We start from the raw sequence: 25,145 nt of genomic DNA, 5'->3' as shown, positions 1-25,145 counted from the left end.
GTATTAATCTTGCGTTACAATCTGTCTGATCAAGCCTAATTACCACCTTCATCAGCAGTTCCTGAACTCAGCATTCCCTATCAAATTTAATTTCAAATTAAATTTATTGACTCAAAACAATTATTTGTAATTGGTGTATGTTGGTATGCAGCAGTGGTACCCGCCTTACAACACTACTTCTAAAATTTGACAACTCAGATGATGTACGACATCTTACAATTGAACGACATGCTCGTTCCAGAGCTTCTTGATATTGCAGAAAAACTGGACGTTCCCAACGCGAAGAAACTGAACAAACAAGACCTTATCTACAAGATCCTGGATAAACAAGCTGTAATGGCTTCCGCAGATAACCCGGCAAACGGAGAAGAAAAGAAATCACGCAAACGTAAACCCGTAAAGAAAGAAGAAGAAAATCACATAGCTGAAGAACCAGCACATTCAGAAGAGAAACCAGCTAAGAAAGCAACCTCCAAAAAAGCCACCGGAAGCAAATCTAAAGAGACCGAAGAACATTCTGAACCAGCTCCAAAATCCAAAATAAAAAATTTCGATATAGATCTCGACAGCATTCCTTCTCTTACTTTCGATGATGATGATGATATTATCATTCCTTCCTTCACAGAAGATCAACAGGAAGAAGAAGAAGAGGAAGAAACTGTAGAATCAGCACCTGTAGCTATTGCAGATGAGGACGAAGATGATGATTTTGTGATGCCTGAAGAACAGGAAACAGCGGCTCCTGCAGCACAGAAAAACAAGTTCCAGAACAATAAAAAAGAACCGGTATTCAACATCGAATTTGATGGTGTAATCGTAAGTGAAGGCGTTCTCGAAATGATGCCTGATGGTTACGGATTCCTGCGTTCTTCTGATTATAACTATCTGAGCTCTCCGGATGATATCTATGTATCTCCTTCTCAGATTAAATTATTCGGACTGAAAACCGGTGACACCGTTAAAGGTGCGGTACGTCCTCCGAAAGAAGGTGAAAAATACTTCGCCTTACTGAAAGTTGAAACAATCAATGGTAAGTCTCCCGAAGAAGTACGCGACCGCGTTCCATTCGATTATCTGACACCACTGTTTCCTTTCGAAAAACTGCGTCTGACAACAACTTCCAATAACTACTCTACCCGTATCATGGATATGTTTACACCTATCGGTAAGGGTCAGCGTGGATTGATCGTGGCTCAGCCTAAAGTAGGTAAAACCATGCTCCTGAAAGAAGTTGCAAACGCTATCGCTACTAATCACCCTGAAATTTACCTGATGGTAGTGCTCATCGATGAGCGTCCGGAAGAGGTAACTGATATGGAACGTAGCGTCAAAGCAGAAGTAATCGCTTCTACTTTCGATGAACCTGCAGAGAAACACGTAAAAGTGTCTGCTATAGCTTTACAAAAAGCAAAACGCCTGGTAGAATGTGGCCATGATGTGGTGATCCTGCTGGATTCCATTACCCGTCTGGCACGTGCTCACAATACCGTTGCACCTGCATCCGGTAAAGTATTGAGTGGTGGTGTGGAAGCTAACGCTATGCAGAAACCTAAACAATTCTTTGGTGCTGCCCGTAAAATCGAAAATGGTGGTTCTCTCACCATCCTCGCTACAGCATTGATCGATACCGGTTCTAAAATGGATGAGGTTATCTTTGAAGAGTTCAAAGGTACCGGTAACATGGAGTTGCTCCTGGATCGTAAACTGGCTAACAAACGTATCTTCCCGGCTATCGATGTATCTGCATCCTCTACCCGCCGCGATGACCTGTTGCTGGATAAAGATTCACTGAAACGTATCCACATCCTCCGCAATCACCTCGCTGATATGAATACAGATGAGTCTATGCACTTCATGCTGCAACATATGCGTGGTACTAAAAACAACGAAGAGTTCCTGATTTCTATGAACGGATAATCAGTAAACATACTTTTTATAGCAGCCGTCTCTATCATTAGAGACGGCTGCTTTTTTTCGGGTAATTCCGTCCCGCCGCAGGCGGGACGGAATTACCCGAAGTACCCTGGGGCCGATGGCCCCAGGGTACTTCGGGTAGAATTATTATTATAACAAAACAGCCCTGGTGCATTGCACCAGGGCTGTTCCTATTTTACCATAAAATTTTTCACATAAGTCACACAGACGAAACTACTAGAATAAGAAGTTTACGCCCAGAGCGAACTGGTTGGTGAAGTTGAAACCGAAGTCACTGTTGTTAGTTTTAACTTTGGTAGCTTCATCTTTAGTTTGTTTCCAGTTGTAACCGATACCACCGAACATACCTTCAACCATGAAGTGTTTAGTTACGAAGTAAGAGATACCTGGTTGAACGTTAACGTTGAACTGGTTGTAGCTATCTTGTTTGGTGCCGTCAACTTTGGTATTACCGAAGCCATAAGATGCATTACCTTCAGCGAAGAACGCGAATTTAGACTGACCCAGCATGTGGTAGTTACGTACGAAGATACCAGGGTTGATATCCAGTCCTTTAGTTTTAACACCTGCTTTGTCTTTGTCGAAACTGAAGTTGGTATTTGCGAACACACCTACTACCCAGTTAGAGTTCAGTGCATAACCTACTTTAGGGCTGATACCGAAAGAAGTGCTGGTATTTTTACCGTCAGCATCTTTTACTTTGTCGGAGTGAGTTAACACGTTTACGTTACCACCTAATAAAATATCGCCTTTCTGAATCTGAGCCTTTGCTACTTGTGTGCCGAACAGTGCTACTGCGGCCATTACAATCAACTTTTTCATCTTTCGTTAATTTAAATATTCATTAAAACTGTGCTTCCTTTCTTTTATTCTTCTACATACTTGTCGTGCCGTTCCTGGTTGATCGAAGTCAAGTTTCATTTCTGACCTTTTGACTTTTTGGTTTCGCGGGTCAAATGTACGAGCAAATCCTTTTCCACCAAATTTTTTTGTTAAGAAATTGTTACGTATCCTTCGCGCACTTGTATTATTTAGATTATTTACAGGGGTGTTTTCTGGCCTGAAATAGCCATAGCGCTGAATTTGGGTATATTTTAACAGGAATTATTACCCTCCGTGGAGCCTTAAAAGGAGGTCTTTTTTTCTTCTTTCTGTCGTTTCAAGCACTTTTCCGCTACGTAAAATTACTTTTCCACTATCGCCGGCAACCTGTCCAACATTCGATAATTGTACCATCTGTGTGTTGTTGATCTGATAAAAACGCAGCGCAGTAAAGAGTTCCAGGTAATATCTGAAAGGTTTCTGAGAAATATGATCTATACCTCCCTCCATCCGGAACACACAATGTTCCTGCTCTGCTTCAAAAAACTCAATGTTAGATAGATTTATTACATGCTCACCTACCGTTGTTGGCAATATCATCTTCCAGTTTTGCGTCCGGGTATTATTGAAATTATCCATCAATACCTGGTACCTGGCAGTAGCTGAATGCTGGTCTATCCTTTCTGCAACCGCATTAACAGCCTGCAATAAACTCTCTTTGTCAATAGGCTTTAAAATAAGCTCTACTTCACTAAACCGGATAATATGCAAAAACTTCTTTTCAAAGGCAGTTACAAATACGGCCTCAAATGCAATATCCTGTGTGCCCGACAAAATATCAAATCCTATGCCATCAGGCATTTCTAAGTCCAGGAACACTAATTGAGGCCTATGTTTCCTGATTTTCTCAATGCCATCGGCGCAATCTGACGCCATGTCAGCAATCGTAACAAAAGGGCAGTATTTCTCCAGCATCAGGGCAATAATATCCCGGCTGTTTCTTTCGTCATCTATTATAATCGCCTTAATCATACACATGATTGCTTACTAACGTTAATGAATATTCACAGTTGGGGTATAAGTATCTTAACAACAGTACCACTGTCGCTTTCGTCTGTGGCAGATTTATCTATGATCTCAATATGGATCTCCGTATTATACATTTTGTTCAATAACTCCGCACGGTTCTGACTTATCTCCATACCAGACGACTGATGATGCTTAGGTAATGTACGTAAGGCTTTGGACCGGCTGATGCCAATGCCGTTATCTTCTATAATACATTCCAGCATGTCGGAGGCGCTTTGAATAAATCGTACGGAAAGCTTTCCAGTGGCATGTTTGGTGTTGGTCATTCCATGTTTTACTGCATTTTCTACATAAGGTTGTAATAACATGGCAGGGATCTCCAGTTCGGCGGTAGCAATTTCAGGGTCAACATTTATTTCATACTCCATCCTGTTCTCAAAACGCATTCTTTCTAATCCCAGATAGGTATTTAAATAGGTAATTTCATCTGATAATGATATAAAATTACGTCGGGAGAAGTCTAGTGTTTTACGTATCAGGTAAGAAAAGTCGGAGAGATATTTTTGCGCAAACTCAAAGTCACGCTGCATTACAAACAATTGAATCGAATTAAGGCAATTGAAAATAAAATGCGGATTTATCTGTGCACGGATCGCTTTTAATTCTATCTCTGTCAATTTTTTCACATACTCTGTTTCCAGCTGAATCTTACGCTGCTCCTCCAGTTCCTGCTTCTTTCGCAGGATTTCGGTGGTCTGCTCTTTTACCAGTTCTTCCAGTTGCTCATTCAGTTTGCGCTGTAATTCTTTGTTCTTGTTTAATTGTTTAATTAACATTTCCTGTGTGCGGGTACGCTCCATGTGTACCAGTTTATTCCGGTAACTAAGTCCTGCTAAAACAAATAAAGCCTGCAAAAGAATGCCTCCGATCAGCAATATGGTAGGGGCGGAAAGCTCACCTATCGCACCTACTAACCCTAACGGACGTACGTGAATCAGGAATGATCCCAGACTCGCGAGGTACAGACAAATACTTCCCAACAGGTAAAACCTTACCAGCGGATGATGCTGCGAACGTCTTGCCAGCGCTACATATATTACCAGTAGAGGTACAAGTGTTCCAAAGTATACATAACTATATATAATGGTAGGGAGATGATATTGTTCTTCTGCTATACAATAGATACAGATAATAATAAGACCGCCAACCACGGCCGCTACCCAGGTGAAAACCCTTTCCATCAAAGGATAGCGCTCTTTTAAATTAAGAAAGGTATTGCCAAACAGCAGGTACATCATGTAAAAGCAGAACAGCAATCCCGGAATATCCCAATAGTATTTCAGCATGGGCCATCTATGGAAGAAAGAAAGCTGATAGGGCTTGCTTTCCAGGCGTAGCGCGAAAAAGAGCACCAGCCCCAGCATATAAATGGCAAAGTAGAGGTAGGAGCGATCCGGTAGTTGTATATAGTTAATAATAGAGATACTGAGAAATACTACCAGCATACCTAGCAAAACCAGTATGACAACAGATTCCCGCCGGAAGCTTTCCAGCTGTATTGTCTGAAATTTCGCATAGGCGGGAGCGTTATATAATATAGGAATAAATGAATGTTCGTTAAAGGATTTATTAACTATATGGAGATAGAATGTTCGGGTACTGTGTGCGGGAACATCGGCAATAAATCCATAGTTATTCCATCGCTCTACACCGCCTTTGTCGAGCATTAGCCCTGTTTGCATCAATAGCCTGGGGGTACTGCCAGGTATCTGTTCGTACCAGTACATGAAGTCGTGCCATCCGGTAAACAATAACCAGGGTGCTGCTACGTCGCTGGTATTATGGATACTGAATTTCAGCCAGCAGTTATTGGCGCGGCTGTTGTTGCGTGGTGCGCTGTGAAACAGGGCGGGATTGGTGCTAAAGACTTTATGGGTTACGTCCTGTATAGTCAGTTGCCCCGTACTGTCTGTCAGACTGCCGGCAAATGGGCGTAAATCTATAGAGACAGGAGCCGCGGAGGGTTCTATCGTAAGTGTATCAGGTGGATTAACCCGATTGTTGGCAAGGGTGGCTGCTGTAACAAAAAGTAACAGCAGCAATAGCATAGAGCGCTTCACAAAGTGGCGTATATTATAATTATAACAATTGGTCGATAGTGGCAGCTAGCTTTCTGTCTTTATCGGTAACAATATTACCGGCATCATGTGTAGACAGATATATTTCCACCTTATTATAAACATTTGTCCAATAAGGATGGTGGTCAGCTTTTTCGGCTGCTAATGCTACTTTGGTCATAAAGGCAAAGGCTTCTTTGAAGTCTTTGAAGGTAAAAGCCTTATAGAGCTGATTATTCTTTTCTTCCCACATGTTGAGGAAAATTTATGGATAATTCTTTACTGGCAGGGCTTTTCGTGAGGATTCGGTTAAACTGTGCTGATGATTATGTCCCGGCATTAGAATATGAGGTTCATCTTATTCTTTATTTCCCTGGTATCCAGTAAAGATACTAATTGTACCTGCGGAACGTGCCGTAATTGCTCTACTATTTTTTTTACATCTTCTGTCTGGTAATAATCTCCCTTGATCATCCACAAATAATCGATCTGTTTGAGTTCCGGCAGGAGGAATTCGGCCTGACAGTGGTTATTATAACAGTAGTGTACTACGGCATTGGTGGCTTCATGAAATTCAAATACAGGGAAGTGGTAGGACCTGCTCTTTTTGGAAAGTGTTATTTCCAGTGAGTTATTCACCCTGAAGTTGGTATGCAGATTTTTATTGATCTGCCAGCAGAGCTGGTAGTCGCGGGCCGTAGCGGCAATACCGATAAGATGGGCGCTTTCGAAGAAATCCTCTACTAATTGATCCTGATCCAGCTTCAGTTTGAGTATTGTCATACGTAAAGATATTGGGGAAAAAAGAGCATCTGACTGCAATTAAGATGAATTTTAAGATATTTTTTCATCTTTTTGGGTTTTCAGATTTTCAGGGGGAACGGGCAGGTGCCATAGAAAGCTTTACTGCCGTCGATTTTAGGGCTTTTAAACAGACAGGCATTGCTGCCTGCCTGTTTTGAAAGTATGTTTGTCGGGGATATCCGGACTTTTACTTTTCTTCTTCTCTTCTTTGGCGGTTTGCCAGCAGTAATGTTCGTTTCGGTTCCGGTACTTTTTCGAAATCGTAAGGGCAGTGTCTGCAGCCATTTCCGCAGCAATGGCCCCTGTCGAGGTGAAATTTTTCGGTAAAGACCATATATCCCTGTTCGTTATAGTAGAAATCAATCTTCTCCACCAACGGCTGCTTCATCGGAAGGTAATTTAACGTTGCGCCAGTTAGGCAAAGCAGCTTCTGGCAATTTGAATTTAATATACCTGATGGTGCGGTTATCTGCCAGGTGCATTCTTTCGTAGTGCGTCGTGATACGCAACAGGTTAGGAATTTCCGGCATGGCGTATATGTCCGCAATATCTTCAACTACTTCACAACCAAGCACTTCAATAACTTCTTTGGTAAAAGCGTAGAGTTCAGCAGAGTCTGTTTTCAGGTTAATGGTAGCTCCTTTAGCCAGTAATGGCTGGTATAGCTCGAGAAACCTTGGAGAAGTCAGTCTTTTTTTGGATTTAGACGCGCGCAGGAATGGGTCCGGGAAGGTGATCCAGATTTCTGATACTTCGCCGGGGTTGAAATAATTGTTGAGTTTATCGATCTGGGTGCGGAGGAAGGCTGCGTTATTGAGTTTTTCATCTATAGCAGTTTTAGCGCCTCTCCAGATGCGGTTACCCTTCAGGTCTACCCCGATTACGTTTTTATCCGGGAAAATACGGGCCATGCCAACGGTATAGTCACCTTTACCACAGGCTAGTTCCAGTACTACCGGATTGTTATTATGAAAGAATTCATGCCATTTTCCCTGCATCCCTTCCGGGTATATCAATACATTAGGAAAAGTTTCTATTTCAGCGAAGCGTTGTAATTTTTTTTGTCCCATTTGGCTGCGAAATTACGAGGTTTTTATTTCTTTTCTAGCGATGGGTGGGGATTGAAGGGGAGTGACTCAGCGTCGGTGAGATATCTCTTTTCTCTTTTTCCGCCGATATCTTTGGTGTTGGCGGAAACAGAGCGTCTTATGTATAATAAAAAAGGCGCCATAGGCGCCTGAGATTCTCATAAAATAAAAAGCCCGCGAGCGAAACCCACGGACTCTTTAAACCAATTCAGCTGTAGGAGGAGGAGTCGAACCTCCACGGGGCAGTTAGCCTTGGTACAAGTAAGATTAGTGGTCAACCCAATTATACCATGTTTGTCCTGTGATCCCCACCCCCGAGACAAGAGGGCATGTCTGCCAGTTTCATCATCCCACAAAGTTTTGATAATCAATACTTGCTGTCACTTTTTGTCGGCTGTTTTTGTAATGATTATGATGCAAATCTAAATAGAGTGCTTATTTTTTGCAAATTTTTTAAGAAAAATTTTTGAATTTTCGATATTTTTTAAATATTTGCATATAACTTTAAAACATTCAAAAACAAATTGTAAAAATGAGCCACAATTTGAATATTGACAAACTCGATTTGCAGATTATCAGTGAGATGATGAATAATGCTGAGATCTCCTATGCGGATCTGGGGAAGAAACTTTTCGTTTCGGGAGGCACTATCCACGTTAGAATGAAGAAATTGCAAGAACTAGGTATAGTTAAAGGTACAAAATTACATGTAGATTTAAAAATGATCGGATATGATGTGATTGCCTTTATTGGTATTTACCTGGAAAAAAGCTCCATGTATGATACGGTAGCCAAAGAATTACGCAAGATTCCTGAGATGGTACGCCTCAATTATACTACCGGTAGTTATAGTATGTTCGCGGAAATCATTTGTAAAGATATCACCCAGCTTCGTCGTATCCTGCACGATGAGTTACAGAAAATCAAGGGAATAGAAAGAACGGAGACCCTGATATCCCTGGAAGAAAGTTTTTACCGTACTATTAATGTGGTGGAATAGCATCATCGGGAGTGATGGGCGGCAGCGTCTTTTCATTCTTAATGATTAAATTCCGTCATGGTTACAACAGAAATTGCCGAAAGAATAAAACGGCTCGAAGAAAAATATGCCGCGATGGGTCAAGATCTGTCCTCCTACCTGGACGGACTGCTGTACGCGGATTACCTTACTTACTGGGATTATATACAACTGGATGTACTGCTTAACCTGCAGCATCCCCGCACGCCGTTTCCGGATGAGAATATTTTCATAATGTACCATCAGATAACGGAACTGTATTTTAAACTGTCGCTGCAGGCAATCGAGCAGATTTGCCATGCCCCTGTACTGTCGGCGGACATCTTTAAAACACAGTTAAAACGCATCAATAACTATTTCAAAGCCCTGATCAGTTCTTTTGAGATCATGGTGGATGGAATGGATAAGGAGCAGTTTCTCAAATTCCGTATGGCGCTGTTGCCTGCCAGCGGATTTCAGAGCGGCCAGTTCCGGCTCATTGAAATATGTTCAACCAATTTACCCAACCTGGTATATGAGCGGCAACGGGAAAGTTTGCAGGGGAAGGATTTAAAAGATATTCTGGAAAAAATTTACTGGAGAAGTGGAGCTACTGAACTGGCTACCGGAAAGAAAACCCTTACGTTACGCCAGTTCGAACTGAAATATATGGAAACCTTCCTTCATACTGCTGAAAGGTATAGGTTGCACAATATTCAGTTCCGTTATCAACAACTTTCTCCCGAAGAACAGGCGGAAATTGCGCCTATGCTTCGGGATTATGATCTCAACATCAATGTACGATGGCCACTGATGCACTATAAGTCTGCGGTAAGATATCTCCACAAAAAACCGGAAGATATAGCAGCAACAGGGGGTACCAACTGGCAGCAATACCTGCCGCCAAAGAATAAACGTATTGTATTCTTCCCCGGATTATGGTCGGAAGAAGAGCTGAACAACTGGGGACGTATTGCTATGGGAGAGGAGTAATTAAATCTTCTGTGTAGTAAATCGTCTGATATGATATGCCAGCAATGGTGCGTCTGCTTTTTCCAGTGGATGCACCGTATCTGGTAAAACGGCAAACTGGGCCTCCGGTAAGGCTTTGAATGCCTCAATCGTTTCCTGGAAAGAAACCATGTTATCGCTGTCTCCCATCATCAGTAAGCAGGGAGATGCTATCTGCGCATAATCGTTGGCCCTTAACAGTGACTGATGCCCCAGATCTTCGATCAGAATAGCAGTCATGTTTACCACCTCTTTCCAGTCTGATGCAGTATGACGTTCTTCCAGCACTTTGGCGTAGGCGGGTACCTTTTCGGCGATCAGTTCGGGGTTGAGCTGCTTTACTTCTCTGCCGGCAGTGGCTTCGTTCCAGTTATATTTGGTGGCCAGTGTGATAATATGCCCGATCCGCTCCGGCTGGTGCCTGGCAAGGTATAGTGCTACATAGCCGCCCATGCTGTAACCAAAAATATGGATGAAGTCCAGTCCATTCTCTTCCAGGTAGCGCAGCACTTCTCCTGCAAAAACAGGTATACTGAAGCCTTCTGCAGAAAATGGTTGCTGCCCGTGGCCACTGAATTCCAGGACATGGACATCGTAATGTGGTTCCAGTAATGATTTCAGGGTGTCGAACTGTGGGGCCGCCCCTAAGGCGCCATGTAACAGAAGAATGGGGATTTTTGTATGCTGCATAGTTAAAACTAAGAAAAAAATAACCAAATTACCTGGCCATCAACCATTTTTTAAATGGTTAGTAACACCGGTCGCGATCAGGTGAAGCAATGGAAAACAGGATAATATCACTACACCTTCCGGCTTGCCTGACCGGGTCCATGGAAAGGAGTACCTGATCCATCGATGGCACGGGTAACTGGTCCTAATATCTGCCGGCAGTGATTGTATATTTTGCTTTTATAAACAAAGGATGTGTCTTAAATGTTCCTCACATTTTTTTATTATGTTTGCAATGATGTTGCCGAATAACTTCTTCTCTGAGCGTACTGACTTACGCAGATTTTTAGATGTCCCATCATCAAATAATACTTATAAACAATAGTAATGGAATACAATACCACGCGTAATCACCTGATAATGAAAGAGTACGGCAGAAATATCCAGAAAATGGTGGAATTCCTGCTTACCATTGAGGACGATATGGATCGCCAGCGTAATTCTATGGCTGTAATTGAACTGATGGGTACGCTAAATCCGCATTTAAAGAATGTGGAGGATTTCAGACATAAACTGTGGGATCACATCTTCAATATCTCCGGTTTTGCACTGAAGGTGGAATCGCCTTATCCAATCCCAACAAAAGAAACTTTAAAAGCCAGACCAGAAAGACTGGAGTATCCTAAAAAATACCCAAGAAACCGTCACTTCGGTAAAAACCTGGAAATGGTGATAGATAAAGCTATCTCGGAAGAAAACCCTGAGAAAAAAGAAGGCTTTACCCAAACCGTGGCCAACTACATGAAGCTGGCCTATGGCAACTGGCACAAAGAAAGCGTTCATGATGATGCTATCCGCGCAGAATTACTGTCTATTACAGGTAACCAGCTGGAGTATCATCCTGGTGCAGCTCCTGTCAGCAGCGCTAATTCTACCCAGAACTTCTCACAGGGTAACTCCAATGTTGGTAACAGCAACAATGATCCGTTCCGTACCAGCAGCGGTAAACGCAAAAATTTCCAGCAGAACAACAAGTTCAAAAGCAATAATAGCGGCAAGGGAAATAATAACAAGCATAATAACAAGTTCAATAAAAACAGGAATAAGTAGTGAGCAGTGCTTTTGAAGTAAGAGGTGGCAACCGTCTGCAAGGGGAAATTACCCCTCAGGGTGCCAAAAATGAAGCTTTACAGATCATCAGTGCAGTAATGCTTACCCCTGAAAAGGTAACCATATCTAACATCCCCGACATTGTGGATGTTAACCTCCTGATCGAATTGCTGGGAGAAGCTGGCGTAAAAATCAATCGTATCAGCAGAGATGTCTGTGAGTTTCAGGCCGACAATATCGACCTGGAATATTTACAGAGCCCGGAATTTAAAAAGAAATCCGGTCGCTTACGTGGCTCCGTTATGATCGCCGGCCCATTGCTGGCAAGATTCGGAAAAGCGTTCATCCCTAAACCAGGAGGTGATAAAATTGGCCGTCGCAGACTGGATACCCATATTATCGGTTTCGAGAAACTGGGAGCCAGATTCATTTATGACTCCGACGACAACTTCTTCCGCCTGGAAACTACCGGCCTGAAAGGAACTTATATGTTGCTGGACGAGCCTAGCGTTACCGGTACTGCCAATATCGTAATGGCGGCAGTAATGGCAGAAGGTACTACCACCATCTACAACGCAGCCTGCGAACCTTACCTGCAACAGCTCTGCAAAATGCTGACCCGCATGGGCGCACGCATCCAGGGCATCGGCTCCAATCTCCTCACCATCGAAGGTGTTAAGTATCTGGGTGGCTGCGAACATAGCATGCTGCCGGATATGATCGAAATAGGCTCTTTCATCGGCCTCGCCGCCATGACACAGAGCGAAATCACCATCAAGAACGCCGGCGTGGAACACCTGGGTATTATCCCGGAGAAATTCCGCCAGCTGGGTATCAACCTCGAAATCCGTGGAAATGATATCTATATCCCGAGTCAGGATGCCTACGAAATCCAGACTTTCCTTGATGGATCTATTCTTACCATCTCAGATCACCCATGGCCAGGTTTTACCCCTGACCTGCTGAGTATAGTACTGGTAGTAGCTACACAGGCAAAAGGCAGTGTGATGATACACCAGAAAATGTTTGAAAGCCGTTTGTTCTTTGTCGACAAATTAATTGATATGGGCGCGCAGATCGTTCTCTGCGACCCGCACCGTGCAGTAGTGATCGGCCTCGGCCGCCAGCACAAACTGCGTGGTATCACCATGTCTTCTCCGGATATCCGTGCCGGTGTTTCCCTGCTGATCGCTGCACTCAGCGCTGAAGGTAAGAGCACCATACAGAATATCGACCAGATAGACCGTGGTTACCAATATATTGATGAGCGTCTCAGAAAGCTGGGTGCAGACATCAAACGCGTTTAATTTTACAAATAGTTCATACCACCAACTCAGAGCCCAAATGCCAGTACCATACTGGTTTTTGGGTTTTGTATTTGGGGTAACTGTCAAAAAAATATGGAAAAAAAGATCATCATTATTACTGCTCCTTCCGGTGCAGGGAAAACTACCATCACCCGCAGACTGCTGGCAGAAATGCCGCAGCTGGCATTTTCTATTTCTGCTGCCACCCGTGAAGCACGTGCTAATGAAGTCAATGGAAAAGATTATTATTTCATGTCCACAGATGAATTTCATCAGAAAATAGATGAAAATGCGTTTGCTGAATATGAAATGGTATATGCCGGTAAATATTATGGTACCCTGAAAAGCGAACTGGAAAGGATCTGGAACAATGAGCAGATACCAATGGTAGATATTGATGTAAAAGGTGCCTTGTCTATCAAGGAAAAATATCACCAGGAAGCACTGACGATCTTTATTGAACCACCGAGTATAGATGCACTGCGCGAGCGCCTCAGTGAGCGTGGTACGGAAACGCAGGCCTCTATGGACGAGCGGCTGGCAAAGGCCCGCTATGAACTTTCGTTTTCACATGAATTTGATACAATTGTTGTTAATGATGTGCTGGAGAGAGCCTATCACGAAGTAAAAAAACTGGTAACAGAATTTTTACATATAAAATAGTGCTGTGATTGTTGGTTTTCCTAATTTGTTATTTTTGTTGAGATGGACGGATACACAATTATCATTTTAGTCTTTCTGGTGCTCTTAGCCGGCTTCTTCTCCGGTATTGAAGCTGCGTTTGCGAACGTAAACAAACTTAGCATCGAACTCAGAAAGAAGCAGGGTAGGACAACCGGCAAGATCCTGGCCTCATTCAATGAGAATCCCAGCAGATTCCTGGCAACCAGCCTGGTAGGCTTCACGATTACTATCGTGATCTATGCCATTATGATGGCAGGGGCCATTCAGCCACTGGGCGCAGTAGCCGCGCCGGAAATAGCCAACATGCAACCACTGGTCATCTTCCTGGAGATACTGCTGGCTTCGCTTGTGATCTTATTCCTGGGCTTTTTTATCCCGCGGGCTATCTTCCGGTCAAGGCCGGAAGGATTACTCAGCTTTTTTGCACTGCCGATTTCCATGATCGCGAAGCCTTTGTATATCATTGGCAACGTAATGGTGTCTGTGGCAGAATGGATGCTGAAATATCTCTTTAACGTACGACTGCTGGAGAACCGCGAATCATTTACCCGCGTAGATGTGGAAAACTTCATCCGACAGTCGCAGCAGCATGTTTCTGAGAACCAGGAACTCAATACCGAATTATTCGAAAATGCCCTTTCGCTGGCGCATGTTAAAATCAGAGGCTGTCTTATTCCCCGCAAGGAAATAGAAGCCCTTGAAATAGGCAGCCCTATTGAAGATGCACGGAATAAATTCATGGAAACCAAACTGTCGAAGATTATTATCTATGAAGAAAGCATTGATAATATCCTTGGTTATATTCATCAGCTGGACCTTTTTAAATCACCTAAGGAGATCAGGCACATGATCCATCCGATTCTGGCAGTGCCGGAAACGATGAGTGCCATCGATCTGCTGAGTAAGTTTAATAAGGAGAGAAAAAGCATTGCCTGGGTAGTAGATGAATTTGGAGGAACTGCAGGTATTGTGACCATAGAAGATGTTTTGGAAGAGATATTCGGGGAGATAAAAGATGAGCACGATGTAGAAGAGTTTGTAGAGAAGCAGATAGCAGAGAAAGAATATATTTTCTCTGGCCGCCTCGAACTTGATTATTTGAATGAAAAATACGGATTGGATTTTCCTGAGGACGAAAGTGAAACTTTATCTGGGTATATCATCAATCATCATGAGACAATTCCTAAAATCAAGGAACGTATCATTATAGATGATTATGAATTTGATATCTTAAATGTGACCGATACAAGGATAGAAATGGTGAAGATGAAGATCCTGGGATAGGAAAATCGCAGTTTTTGCACTAATTTTAACCGTTCATAATAAAAAATGCAATTATTTAAATATTTTTATAATATTTGTATTAACGGAAGGATAACATAAATTGCAAAAACGTTTTTTGAAAAAGTAGTAGGAATTTAACACGGAATGTATACATTTGCTATGGTTGATGTAACACTATGATTTGATTTTTGTTAAAAGGTTGTAAAAAAAGTGTTCCAACATTGATAATAAAATATTTCTCGTTATTTTTGTACTACAATATAAAAGCAACCAGAGATTCTTACTTATTCTGAACGCTTGCCATCAATTAGGTAAGTAGTTGATCTGGAAGCCAAAGACATTCTCGAATTCAACTTTTTTGGGGTTAACAAACAATGGATGAAAGGCCGGCTCTTGATTCTTCTCGGGCTGGCTCTTTTTTTGTACCTATACCAACCTTCTCAGGCCCGCTACAGCGGCAACTTTCCAAATAATTTGCAAATACATTTTACGCGCTATACAGCTTAATCACCGCTGATATATTTTAAGCAAATATTAATCGCCGCTATGGTGCTGGTTTTGATGTGCCGTTTGACAGGCAACCTTCCTGCAGGATGCAAGCCTGCCGGGCAGTTACCCGCATTGCAAACACTGCGGGAAAATCGATATAGCAAGGCATTTCAGCAGTTGAAATTGTACGAAAACTTTCCTCATAAAACAGTTCTGGAAATTCTACCTTTCAACCGCTATATTTGTGATCCTTATTAGAACAGTTTTCAACTCAGTTTGGGATTAGCACATGTTTAAGAAATTTTTCGCGAAAAATAACGATAAGGCAGAGATGTCTTTCTTCGATCACCTGGAAGACCTCCGCTGGCATATCGTTAGGTCAGTGTTGGCGATAGTAGCATTCAGCATATTTGGTTTTCTGTACACACAGGAAATCCTGGATGGTGTAATTTTCGGGCCTACCAATGCCACCTTTCCTACCTATAGGGTACTGTGCCATATCGGTCATGCCGTGGGTCTCGGAGATGCGTTGTGTATTACTCCGGTGAAGGTGCAGTTCATGAATACGCAGATGGTCGGACAGATCATGCTGCAATTCAAACTGGCATTCGTTATCGGCTTTGTGTGTGCATTCCCTTATATCTTCTGGGAATTCTGGCGTTTCGTAAAACCTGCGCTGAAAGAAAAAGAGCTGAGAGGTGCAAGAGGTGTGATCTTCTGGGTATCTTTCCAGTTCTTCCTCGGGATATTCTTTGCCTACTTCCTGATGGCACCTTTTACCATCAACTTCCTGGCATCATATAAAGTGACAGATAAAGCAGTCAATCAGTTCCTCATTGATAATTATTTCGACCTGATGACGCAGATAGTACTCGGTATGGGTATCTTATTTGAGTTACCGGTGCTGGTATTCTTCCTGACGAAATTCGGCCTTATCACCCCTAAATTCCTTCGTTCCTATCGCAGGCATGCAATTGTGGTGATCCTGATCCTGGCAGCCATTATCACGCCGCCAGACGTTATTGATCAGCTGATCGTGTTTACGCCGCTATACCTCCTGTACGAAATCAGTATCTTTATTTCCGGAAAAGCGTTACGCGATCGTGAAGCTAAAAAAGGCAAAAAAGAAGAAGAAGAAATTCAGGAATGGTCCTAACAGATCAGTAAATGAGTAGCCAGCTTTAACACACAAAATTTTCTTGTTATGGAAAAAAATACCTTTAATCCTGTTCTGCCGGTAGCCATAGGTTCTGATCATGCGGGGTTTGAATATAAAGAAGAAGTAATTTCATTCCTGGAAGCAAAAGGTCTCAAAGTAAAAGACTTCGGGACCCATTCAAAAGATTCTGTAGACTACCCGGATTATGCACATCCGGTGTCTACGGCCGTAGAACGTGAAGAGGCCTCCTTTGGTATCCTCATCTGCGGAAGTGCAAACGGGGTGGCTATCACCGCCAATAAACACCAGGGTATCCGTGCCGCCATCTGCTGGGGCGAAGAGCTTGCCAGGCTGGCCCGCTCACATAACAATGCTAATGTGTTATGTATTCCTGCCCGTTTTGTAGATATACCAGTGGCAACCCAGATGGTGGAAGTATTTATTAATACGCCATTTGAAGGTGGCCGTCATGGCGACAGAGTAAGGAAAATGGCCTGCCTCTGACAGAAGCAGGAGAATTTTATAAATTTTTGTATTTTGAAAGAGCCGGGGAACATCCCGGCTCTTTTTCGTGTTATGATAAGCGGATACCATTGCAAAACCTTACACTTCATGAAATTTGTCCGTGTTGTTGCCATGAATGTTTTTTGTCTGATCATTGCTGCATCCTGCAATGGTCAGCAGGCAGATTCCACTCTTCTTAAGCAGGCAATTCCTTATGCAGCCGGTATAACGCCTGCGGCTATCCGTAGTAAGCTGGAAGTAATTGCAGGGCCACAGATGGAAGGACGTGAAACCGCTACACGTGGTCAGCAGAAGGCCGCAGATTATATTGTCAGGCAGTTCCGGGAGGCAGGATTGCAGCCGGGAGCCAATGGACAGTGGGAGCAGTTTTATGAAATGTATGCAGATACACTGCTTGCAGGAATCATTCGTGTCAGAGATAAAAATTATTATTTCGGACAGGATTTTATTACTGATTTATATGATAGTCAGGCTGAAACTATTGATGCAGACCATATTCAGTACGTTGGCTATGGCTTACACAGCGGGCGTTTCAATGATTACGCCGGACTGGATGTTAAAGGCAAAGTAGTGCTGGTTAGAGAGGGTGTGCCTGGTGGCGTACCACGCGAATGGGGCAACTCCTATAATAAGCTGGCTGCAGCCAGAGAGGCTGGCGTAAAGGCGCTGCTGGTCATCTCTCCACATGCAAAAAATTATAGCTTATTAAGTAAGGAACGTATTCGTCGTACGGGAATATACATGCCGGGAGAAAAGAGTACAGCACCGAATATGTACTTTATCACACCCGCCATGGCAGCTGATTTGCTTGGGAAGCCATACGATGATAGTTTGTTTGACAACAGGAATAAAAATTTACGTATACCTGTTCACGTTAGAGTGCCGATTCATATTCAGCTTGATAAGAAAAGTAATGTTTATCGTCCTTCCAATATTCTCGGATATTTAGCAGGAACAGATAAGAAAGAGGAAGTTGTTTTTGTTACGGCACATTATGATCATCTGGGTATTTCAGATGGTCAGTTATATCCGGGAGCAGATGATGATGGGTCTGGTACATCGGCTGTAATAGAGATTGCTACTGCTTTTGCGAAGGCGAAGGCTGCGGGTCACGGGCCACGGAGGAGTATGGTATTTATGCTGTTTTCGGGAGAGGAAAAAGGATTGCTGGGTTCCGGATATTATATTAGTCATCCTGTATATCCGCTATCGAATTCAGTGGCTGATCTGAATATTGACATGATTGGCAGAATAGATCCGGCACATGAACGGGATACTAACTATATTTACATCATTGGTGATAATAAGTTAAGTTCCGAACTCAGGCCATTGAATGAGATGGCAAACGGACTGACCCGATTCAAACTGGATTATAAGTACAACGACCCCAATGATCCGGAAGATTTTTACCGAAGGTCAGACCATTACAAATTTGCGCAGCGTGGAATCCCAGTGATTTTTTATTTTAACGGCACACATGCCGATTATCATCAGCCCGGCGACACGGTAGACAAAATAAATTTTTCTTTGTTGGCCAGGAGGGCGCAACTGGTATATTATACCGCCTGGTTAATAGCTAACAGAGATGACCGGTTAAGCGTTGACCGGGATGAGAGATAATCAGGATAAGTAACATCATATAACCATTACATGCAAAATTAGTTTTCGTATGCCCGTTTCAGTTAGTGTCAGTTATAAAATGATAAAGGTCAGGCATGTTAGGATGCAGCTGGCCCCAAAAGGTTTTGTTTATTTTAACAAAATTTTATAAATTTATAATAGAGTCCTAGTCTTAAAGAAACAACATATATGTTGTTATTAGTATGTGAATCTATTAGATGAATTTTGCTGTCAGTTGTGTGAAATACGGCAATTTATTTTTTCGAGAGTCAAGCACCTGTTAAACATTTTTGATTAACCTGTTGTTGTTCAATTGGTATTTAACTGTTTCAGGAGGGGCTAAGCATGTTGGAATGGCAAATTTCGATACCCCACTCCCCGGTTATACACGTCTGAATATCCAAATGAAAACACCTGTTGATGTGCTTATGTACAAAATGGGGTGAAAACTCCATACTGTGATGCATGAAAAGCCTATTTGCGCACAACGAAGAAGTGAATGTAAGAACTGGTAGTAACATTCTGATTTTCAGGAGATTGTTATATGTTTTTCGAAAAAAATCTGATTACATTGTAACCGCATACCCTACCGATAAACAGATCGGATTGTGAAACCATAAACCAAGGAATGCATGCCTAATTTTTATAGCGCTTATTGGTGGATTTTTTTGCTAAGGGGAATCTTTGCCCTGATATTGGGTGTATTGGCTATTTTCTGGCCTGGTGCCACTTTCACAACTTTGGTAGTATTCCTGGGTGCCTATCTGTTCTTCGCCGGTATCTTCGCTATAGTGGGTGCATTCGCTGCCCGAAAATCATCTGAAAACTGGGGTGTGTTTTTGCTGTCCGGAATTATTGGTTTGATATTAGGAGTCCTGACTATTATTAATCCTTTCGCCACTGGAGCAGCACTTATTTATCTGGTTGCTTTCTGGGCAATAGTGGCTGGTTTATTCGAAATTGTAATTGCTATCAGACTGAGAAAAATAATCACAGGTGAAGGCTGGTACATTCTTGGTGGAGTCATAACTATCTTATTTGGCATACTGCTAATTTCCAAGCCAGTGGCCGCTGCCATTACCCTGACCTGGATTTTTGGTTTTTATGCGATTGTTTCGGGAATCATGTTGATCTCTTTATCACTACGGCTCCGAAAAGGATGAGCCTCGGATTATACCCTAATTTTTTCGATTGCCCCATATGCAAGCATATTTTCTAACTAAAACGCATCACTATGAAACTTAAAACACCAGATTAAAAAGCACGCAATGGCTGATTGAACAGGGTGCTGATACCTCCCGCCTCATGAAGCCTCCCACAGACGGGCAGATGCACCGATCTGGAGTCCCGGTGATTACCATCTCTGCCAGTCTACCATTTCTCCCTGCTCCCTGAGGAGCTGCTTACTGTAGTGTATTTCGAAAAATTAAAAGTTAACCGTTATGTCATCCACCGAATTCAACAATTTGTTACTAGGAAACGCTGATTTTCTGCGTCCATACGCAGTTACACTAACCAAAGACTCTGAATCGGCTAAGGACCTTTACCAGGAAACCCTGTTCAGAGCGCTCTCTAACCGCGATAAATACCTCGCCGGCACTAATATCAGGGCCTGGCTGTATACTATCATGCGTAACATCTTTATCAATAACTACAGAAGAGGTAACCGCCAGTACAGGTTACTGGATAGCGCCGTTGGCGACTACCTCCTGAGTCATCAGCCCTCTGCTGTAGGTAACTTCGCAGAATCGGAGCTCCGGGTCAAAGATGTCCAGATGGCCGTTTATAATCTGCCTATCATTTTCAAACAACCTTTCCTCCTCTATTTCGAAGGGTACAAATACTATGAAATCGCAGCTATCTTAAACGAACCGTTAGGCACCGTTAAAAGCCGTATCCATTTTGCCCGTAAAATGCTGAAAACAAGAATAACCAGACATTAAACTGTTGTAATTGTTTAAACGAGATTTACCTTAAGCGACACTCTATTAAAGAAGTTATATATAAGGCTTTTTGATAACGGAGGCCTGCAAACCCTCGGCAATACCTAAAGTATCAAGCCGCTACAATCTATGATTACCCTGTAGTGAGCAAAAAAGTGTAGGAAAGCCATGCTGATTATCTGTTTCAACCGTAAAACAGATAACCGGAACGTCATTATTGTTCTGTTGTTTGCGGGCTTCAGTTATCTGAAGTAGCTATGCCTCATATTATATCCCCCGATACCTGTTACTTTTCTACCATATCCTCCCGCTCCGGAACTTTTCTTCCGAAGGTTTTTTGTACTTTTACACCCTTCGAATATCTACAACTAACAAAATATTTATAAACACCATTTTTCGTGATGAAGGCAAATTATTTAGATGAGCTGAACGAACGGCAGCGCGAAGCAGTTATTCATATCAATGGCCCCCTGATGATCGTAGCTGGTGCAGGCTCCGGTAAAACGAAAGTGCTTACCACACGTATTGCCCATCTGATGCAAAACGGCGTGGATGCCTTCAATATTCTCTCACTAACCTTCACCAACAAGGCCGCAAAGGAAATGAAAGAGCGTGTGGAACGAATCCTCGGCAGTAACGAAGCCCGTAACCTCTATATCGGTACCTTCCACTCCGTATTCGCCCGCTTACTCCGTGCTGAAGCTCACCGCCTCGGTTATCCGAACGATTTTACCATCTACGATACCGACGACGCCAAGAGTGTACTCAAAACAATTATCAACGAGCTGAATCTCGACGATAAACACTATAAACCCAACTTCGTATACAACCGCATCTCGGCTGCCAAAAACAACCTGATGGGTCCCGAAGAATATCAGCACGATTACTATGTACAGCAGGAAGATATGCGCGCCAACCGCCCGCTGATCGGAAAAATCTACGATATGTATGCCAAACGCTGCTTCAAAAACGGCGCTATGGACTTCGATGACCTGCTCTTCAAAATGTATGTGCTCCTGAAAAGTTTTCCGGAAACATTGCATAAATACCAGCACAAATTCAAGTATATCATGATCGATGAGTACCAGGATACCAACCCTGCTCAGTACGAAATCATCAAATTACTGGGTGCTGTACACGAAAATATTTGTGTGGTAGGTGATGATGCACAAAGTATCTACTCTTTCCGCGGCGCTACCATTCAGAATATCCTCCAGTTTGAAAAGGATTATGATGATGCCCGCGTCGTGAAACTGGAACAGAACTATCGCAGTACCAAATCTATCCTCAACGTTGCCAATGAAGTTATCGCGCATAATAAAGGCCAGATAGAAAAAAATCTCTGGACAGATAACAGCGACGGTGATACGATTAAACTGGTGCGTACCAATACAGACAATGAAGAAGGTAAATTCATAGCGGATACCATCGCAGAACAAAAACTGCGCAACCACTACGAAAACCGTGATTTCGTTATTCTCTACCGTACCAACGCACAAAGCCGTTCCTTCGAGGAAAGCCTGCGCAGAAAAGCAATTCCTTACCGTATTTATGGTGGTGTATCCTTCTATCAGCGTAAGGAAATCAAAGACTTTGTGGCCTACCTCCGTATCGTGATGAATACACGTGATGAGGAAAGCCTTAAACGTATCATCAACTACCCGGTGCGTGGTATCGGTAAAACAACGATTGAAAAAACAGTTGTTTTCAGCAACGAACATAACATCACGATGTGGGAAGTGCTGGAACGTGCGAAGGAGTTCGGCTTCAAAGGTGGTACCCTCGAAGCGATCGATGGTTTTGTTACCATGATCCGCAGCTTCCAGGCAATGCAGGGTAAACATAATGCCTATGATATTGCAGTGAATGTGGGTAAATCTACCAACATCGTAAAAGAACTCTTTAACGATAAAACTACGGAGGGGCTTGCCCGTTATGAAAACGTGCAGGAATTGCTGAACTCCATCAAAGAATTCACAGAGACGCCGGATGAAGAAGGGGAGCTGCTGGACAAGAGCCTGGGTTCTTATCTGCAACAGATTACCCTGCTCACTGATGCCGATAACGAAGGCAAGGAAGACAGCGATGTAGTGAAGCTGATGACGATCCACGCAGCAAAAGGACTGGAGTTCCCGGTGGTATTTACCGTGGGATTGGAAGAAACACTGTTCCCTAGCGGTATGTCTATCAACACCAGGGAAGAACTGGAAGAGGAAAGACGTTTGTTCTATGTAGCGATTACCCGTGCCAAGGCGCGCCTGTGGCTTACTTATGCCAACAGCCGTTATCGTTTTGGTAACCTGGTTCAAAATGAACCGAGCCGTTTCCTTGAAGAAATGCCTGAGAAATATATCGACCGCAGCTATGCCGGCGGTGGCGCCATCCGCAATGCTTTTGGCAGCACCAATGGTGGTGGCTGGGGCGCTGGCGGAGGTTCCAATATGTTCGACAGAATGCAGAAAAAAGCACCAGCCGGTGCGCAGCCACAGCAGCCTGCCGGACCGCGTCCTGCTCCTAAACCAGCCGCTGGCCCTGCGTCTACGCATGTGCCTACCCCTGGTTTTGCTCCGGATGATCCGGCTACCATGGAGCCAGGCATGCAGGTAGAACACCAGAAATTCGGCTTCGGCACCATTATGGCCATGGAAGGGGCACCTAATAACCGCATCGCCACCGTGGTATTCCCTAAAGGCGGTGGCGAAAAGAAAATTATGCTTAACTACGCTAAACTGCGCATTGTAAGATAGTCCGATGTCTGAGGTATTACTGGAAAAACTGCGACAGTACTGCGCCTACCAGGAAAGATGCCATTCTGAAGTAAAGTATAAGGCATTGGAACTGGGAATACGGGGTCCTGAAGTAGAAGAATGCATTGCTGCACTGATCGCGGAGAATTTTCTGAGCGAGGAAAGATTTGCCAAAGCCTATGCCGGCGGTAAATTCAGGATGAAGCAATGGGGAAAGAAGAAAATCCGGCAATCGCTGAAACAGAAACAGGTATCTGATTACTGTATCAGAAAGGGAATGGAGGAGATAGACGCGGATGATTACTGGAAAGTACTGCAGCAGTTGACGGAGAAGAAATATCAGTCGCTCAGCAGGGAAATCCCTTTGAAAAGGAAATATAAAACGATGCAATATCTTTTGCAAAGAGGCTTTGAACAGGAACTTATCAGCGAGGCGCTTGAACAAATCGCAAATAATGCCGAAATGTAAAGGCATAATTTAAAAAGTTTCTAATCAGTCTCATTGTAAATTTGCTGATATAATTTTTAAAGATGTCAGATTTAAAAGTAACACTTATCCAGTCCAGCCTGTATTGGGAAGATATTGATGCCAACCTTCGCATGTTTGATGAGAAGATCGACAGCATAGGAGAGCGGACGGAAGTAGTTTTTTTACCGGAGATGTTTAGCACCGGCTTCAGCATGGCGCCGGAGCGCCTTGCGCAAACCATGGATGGCAGTGCATTTCAGTGGATGAAGAAGAAGGCAGCGGAAAAGAACATCATCATTACCGGCAGTCTGATCATCGAAGAAAATGGTCAATACCTGAACCGTCTTATCTGGATGCTGCCAAACGGCACCTATGGCACCTATGATAAACGCCATCTCTTCGGTTACGCCGGCGAGCATGAGCACTACGAAGCCGGAAGCAAACGACTGATCGCTTCAGTAAAAGGTTGGAAAATCAACCTGAACATCTGTTATGATCTGCGTTTCCCGGTATGGGCAAGGAATACATTACAGCCTGAAACCGGCGCTCCTGCTTATGATGTGCTGGTATATGTGGCCAACTGGCCGGAACGTCGTAATACCGCCTGGAAATCGTTGCTGCGTGCACGTGCCATCGAGAACCAGAGCTATGTTATCGGGGTGAACCGTGTTGGCAACGATGGCCATGATATCTACCATAGTGGTGATTCCAGCCTGATCGACCCGATGGGAGAGATCATCTATGAAAAAGCACACGATCAGGATATCTTTACGTATACCCTTAAACGTGAGCACCTGGATGAGGTGAGAACAAAAATTCCTTTCCTGAAAGACGCGGATGTTTTTACCATTCTCGACTAACACCAGATCTTTTTAAACATATCAAAGGGCTGATCAGGACTATTTCCCGGGTCGGCCCTTTTAAATTCTTAGCGTATGCTCCTGAAAGGTATACATCATATAGCCATTATCTGTGCTGATTATCAGCGTAGTAAAAAATTTTATACCGAAGTACTGGGATTAAATATTATCCGGGAAGTGTACCGGGAAGAACGGGATTCCTATAAGCTGGACCTGGCGATTGGGGACCATTATGTGATTGAGCTTTTCTCTTTTCCTGATCCGCCTGCACGTGTAAGCCGGCCTGAGGCACAAGGGCTGCGTCATCTGGCCTTTGCTGTGTCAGACATAGAGTTGGCGGTAAAAGAACTGACAGAAAAAGGTGTGAACACCGAGCCAATCAGAATTGATCCGCACACAAATCAGCGTTTTACTTTTTTTGCTGATCCCGATGGGTTACCTTTAGAGTTATACGAAATAATCGCTAAAAGCTGACG

General features: G+C 43.3%; 24 protein-coding genes. 16 read left to right on the top strand and 8 right to left on the bottom strand.

The features are described 5' to 3' along the window. Positions 1–198 precede the first annotated feature (198 nt). Entirely contained in the window at positions 199–1,917 is a 1,719-nt protein-coding gene (gene rho / locus F3J22_RS01695) for a transcription termination factor Rho (RefSeq protein ID WP_370459398.1), read from the top strand. Between the two features lie 234 nt (positions 1,918–2,151). On the opposite strand, the gene F3J22_RS01690 is transcribed toward rho, so the two are convergent. The 7 genes from F3J22_RS01690 to trmB all read right to left on the bottom strand — a co-directional run bounded on the left by F3J22_RS01690 (position 2,152) and on the right by trmB (position 7,777). Beyond that, positions 2,152–2,757, bottom strand: a complete 606-nt coding sequence (locus F3J22_RS01690) for an outer membrane beta-barrel protein (RefSeq protein ID WP_167013648.1) — start codon at positions 2,755–2,757, stop codon at positions 2,152–2,154. A gap of 285 nt (positions 2,758–3,042) precedes the next feature. Next, complete coding sequence (locus F3J22_RS01685) at positions 3,043–3,789, bottom strand: LytTR family DNA-binding domain-containing protein (protein ID WP_167013646.1); 747 nt, start codon at positions 3,787–3,789, stop codon at positions 3,043–3,045. A gap of 32 nt (positions 3,790–3,821) precedes the next feature. Next, positions 3,822–5,906 (bottom strand): histidine kinase, encoded by a 2,085-nt coding sequence (locus tag F3J22_RS01680; protein WP_167013644.1) that lies wholly within the window; start codon positions 5,904–5,906, stop codon positions 3,822–3,824. 19 nt (positions 5,907–5,925) lie between these two features. After that, positions 5,926–6,156: a 4a-hydroxytetrahydrobiopterin dehydratase gene (locus tag F3J22_RS01675; protein WP_167013642.1), complete on the bottom strand. Its 231-nt coding sequence runs from the start codon at positions 6,154–6,156 to the stop codon at positions 5,926–5,928. Positions 6,157–6,242: 86 nt separating this feature from the next. Beyond that, positions 6,243–6,686: an IPExxxVDY family protein gene (locus F3J22_RS01670; RefSeq protein ID WP_167013640.1), complete on the bottom strand. Its 444-nt coding sequence runs from the start codon at positions 6,684–6,686 to the stop codon at positions 6,243–6,245. Positions 6,687–6,894: 208 nt separating this feature from the next. Next, positions 6,895–7,095 (bottom strand): DUF5522 domain-containing protein, encoded by a 201-nt coding sequence (locus F3J22_RS01665; protein ID WP_167013638.1) that lies wholly within the window; start codon positions 7,093–7,095, stop codon positions 6,895–6,897. Beyond that, the gene (trmB, locus tag F3J22_RS01660; protein ID WP_167013636.1) at positions 7,067–7,777 is read right to left on the bottom strand and encodes a tRNA (guanosine(46)-N7)-methyltransferase TrmB; all 711 of its coding nucleotides are present in this window, start codon (positions 7,775–7,777) and stop codon (positions 7,067–7,069) included. Before trmB ends, F3J22_RS01665 begins: the two co-directional genes overlap by 29 nt. Positions 7,778–8,327: 550 nt before the next feature. On the opposite strand from trmB, the gene F3J22_RS01655 reads away from it, so the two are divergent. Together F3J22_RS01655 and F3J22_RS01650 are read left to right on the top strand one after the other, a co-directional pair. After that, positions 8,328–8,795, top strand: a complete 468-nt coding sequence (locus tag F3J22_RS01655; protein WP_029465139.1) for an Lrp/AsnC ligand binding domain-containing protein — start codon at positions 8,328–8,330, stop codon at positions 8,793–8,795. A 114-nt stretch (positions 8,796–8,909) separates the two neighbouring features. Then, entirely contained in the window at positions 8,910–9,785 is an 876-nt protein-coding gene (locus F3J22_RS01650) for a tryptophan 2,3-dioxygenase family protein (protein WP_240154981.1), read from the top strand. Here the strand turns inward: F3J22_RS01650 and F3J22_RS01645 are convergent, their stop codons facing one another. Then, positions 9,786–10,493 carry an alpha/beta fold hydrolase gene (locus tag F3J22_RS01645; RefSeq protein WP_167013632.1) on the bottom strand — a complete coding sequence of 236 codons (708 nt, stop codon included), beginning with the start codon at positions 10,491–10,493 and terminating at the stop codon, positions 9,786–9,788. It abuts the gene before it with no gap. Positions 10,494–10,859: 366 nt separating this feature from the next. On the opposite strand from F3J22_RS01645, the gene F3J22_RS01640 reads away from it, so the two are divergent. The 13 genes from F3J22_RS01640 (at position 10,860) to F3J22_RS01580 (ending at position 25,143) form a co-directional block, all read left to right on the top strand. Next, the gene (locus tag F3J22_RS01640) at positions 10,860–11,582 is read left to right on the top strand and encodes a DUF4290 domain-containing protein (RefSeq protein ID WP_167013630.1); all 723 of its coding nucleotides are present in this window, start codon (positions 10,860–10,862) and stop codon (positions 11,580–11,582) included. Then, positions 11,582–12,889, top strand: a complete 1,308-nt coding sequence (murA, locus tag F3J22_RS01635) for a UDP-N-acetylglucosamine 1-carboxyvinyltransferase (protein WP_167013628.1) — start codon at positions 11,582–11,584, stop codon at positions 12,887–12,889. The genes F3J22_RS01640 and murA overlap by 1 nt, the downstream gene beginning before the upstream one ends. Before the next feature lie 93 nt (positions 12,890–12,982). Next, a complete protein-coding gene (gene gmk / locus F3J22_RS01630) occupies positions 12,983–13,552 on the top strand; it encodes a guanylate kinase (RefSeq protein WP_167013626.1) in 570 nt (189 codons plus the stop codon). A 42-nt stretch (positions 13,553–13,594) separates the two neighbouring features. After that, positions 13,595–14,857, top strand: coding sequence for a hemolysin family protein (locus F3J22_RS01625; protein WP_167013624.1), 1,263 nt, complete (start codon positions 13,595–13,597; stop codon positions 14,855–14,857). Between the two features lie 778 nt (positions 14,858–15,635). Next, positions 15,636–16,502 carry a twin-arginine translocase subunit TatC gene (gene tatC, locus F3J22_RS01620; RefSeq protein ID WP_167013622.1) on the top strand — a complete coding sequence of 289 codons (867 nt, stop codon included), beginning with the start codon at positions 15,636–15,638 and terminating at the stop codon, positions 16,500–16,502. Between the two features lie 48 nt (positions 16,503–16,550). After that, a complete protein-coding gene (gene rpiB, locus F3J22_RS01615; RefSeq protein WP_167013620.1) occupies positions 16,551–17,009 on the top strand; it encodes a ribose 5-phosphate isomerase B in 459 nt (152 codons plus the stop codon). Between the two features lie 108 nt (positions 17,010–17,117). Next, positions 17,118–18,650 (top strand): M28 family peptidase, encoded by a 1,533-nt coding sequence (locus tag F3J22_RS01610; protein WP_167013618.1) that lies wholly within the window; start codon positions 17,118–17,120, stop codon positions 18,648–18,650. Positions 18,651–19,282: 632 nt separating this feature from the next. Further along, a complete protein-coding gene (locus tag F3J22_RS01605; RefSeq protein ID WP_167013616.1) occupies positions 19,283–19,813 on the top strand; it encodes an HdeD family acid-resistance protein in 531 nt (176 codons plus the stop codon). 279 nt (positions 19,814–20,092) lie between these two features. Then, positions 20,093–20,593, top strand: a complete 501-nt coding sequence (locus tag F3J22_RS01600; RefSeq protein WP_111591376.1) for an RNA polymerase sigma factor — start codon at positions 20,093–20,095, stop codon at positions 20,591–20,593. Between the two features lie 401 nt (positions 20,594–20,994). Further along, positions 20,995–23,340: an ATP-dependent helicase gene (locus tag F3J22_RS01595; protein WP_167013614.1), complete on the top strand. Its 2,346-nt coding sequence runs from the start codon at positions 20,995–20,997 to the stop codon at positions 23,338–23,340. Between the two features lie 4 nt (positions 23,341–23,344). After that, positions 23,345–23,809, top strand: a complete 465-nt coding sequence (locus F3J22_RS01590) for a regulatory protein RecX (RefSeq protein WP_167013612.1) — start codon at positions 23,345–23,347, stop codon at positions 23,807–23,809. A 62-nt stretch (positions 23,810–23,871) separates the two neighbouring features. Beyond that, positions 23,872–24,669 (top strand): amidohydrolase, encoded by a 798-nt coding sequence (locus F3J22_RS01585; RefSeq protein WP_167013610.1) that lies wholly within the window; start codon positions 23,872–23,874, stop codon positions 24,667–24,669. A gap of 75 nt (positions 24,670–24,744) precedes the next feature. Then, positions 24,745–25,143, top strand: a complete 399-nt coding sequence (locus F3J22_RS01580) for a VOC family protein (RefSeq protein WP_167013608.1) — start codon at positions 24,745–24,747, stop codon at positions 25,141–25,143. The last annotated feature ends 2 nt before the right edge of the window (positions 25,144–25,145 follow it).

This window comes from Chitinophaga sp. Cy-1792 (assembly GCF_011752935.1).
Classification (GTDB): Bacteria; Bacteroidota; Bacteroidia; order Chitinophagales; family Chitinophagaceae; genus Chitinophaga.
This window is presented reverse-complemented; position numbering and strand designations above follow the sequence as displayed.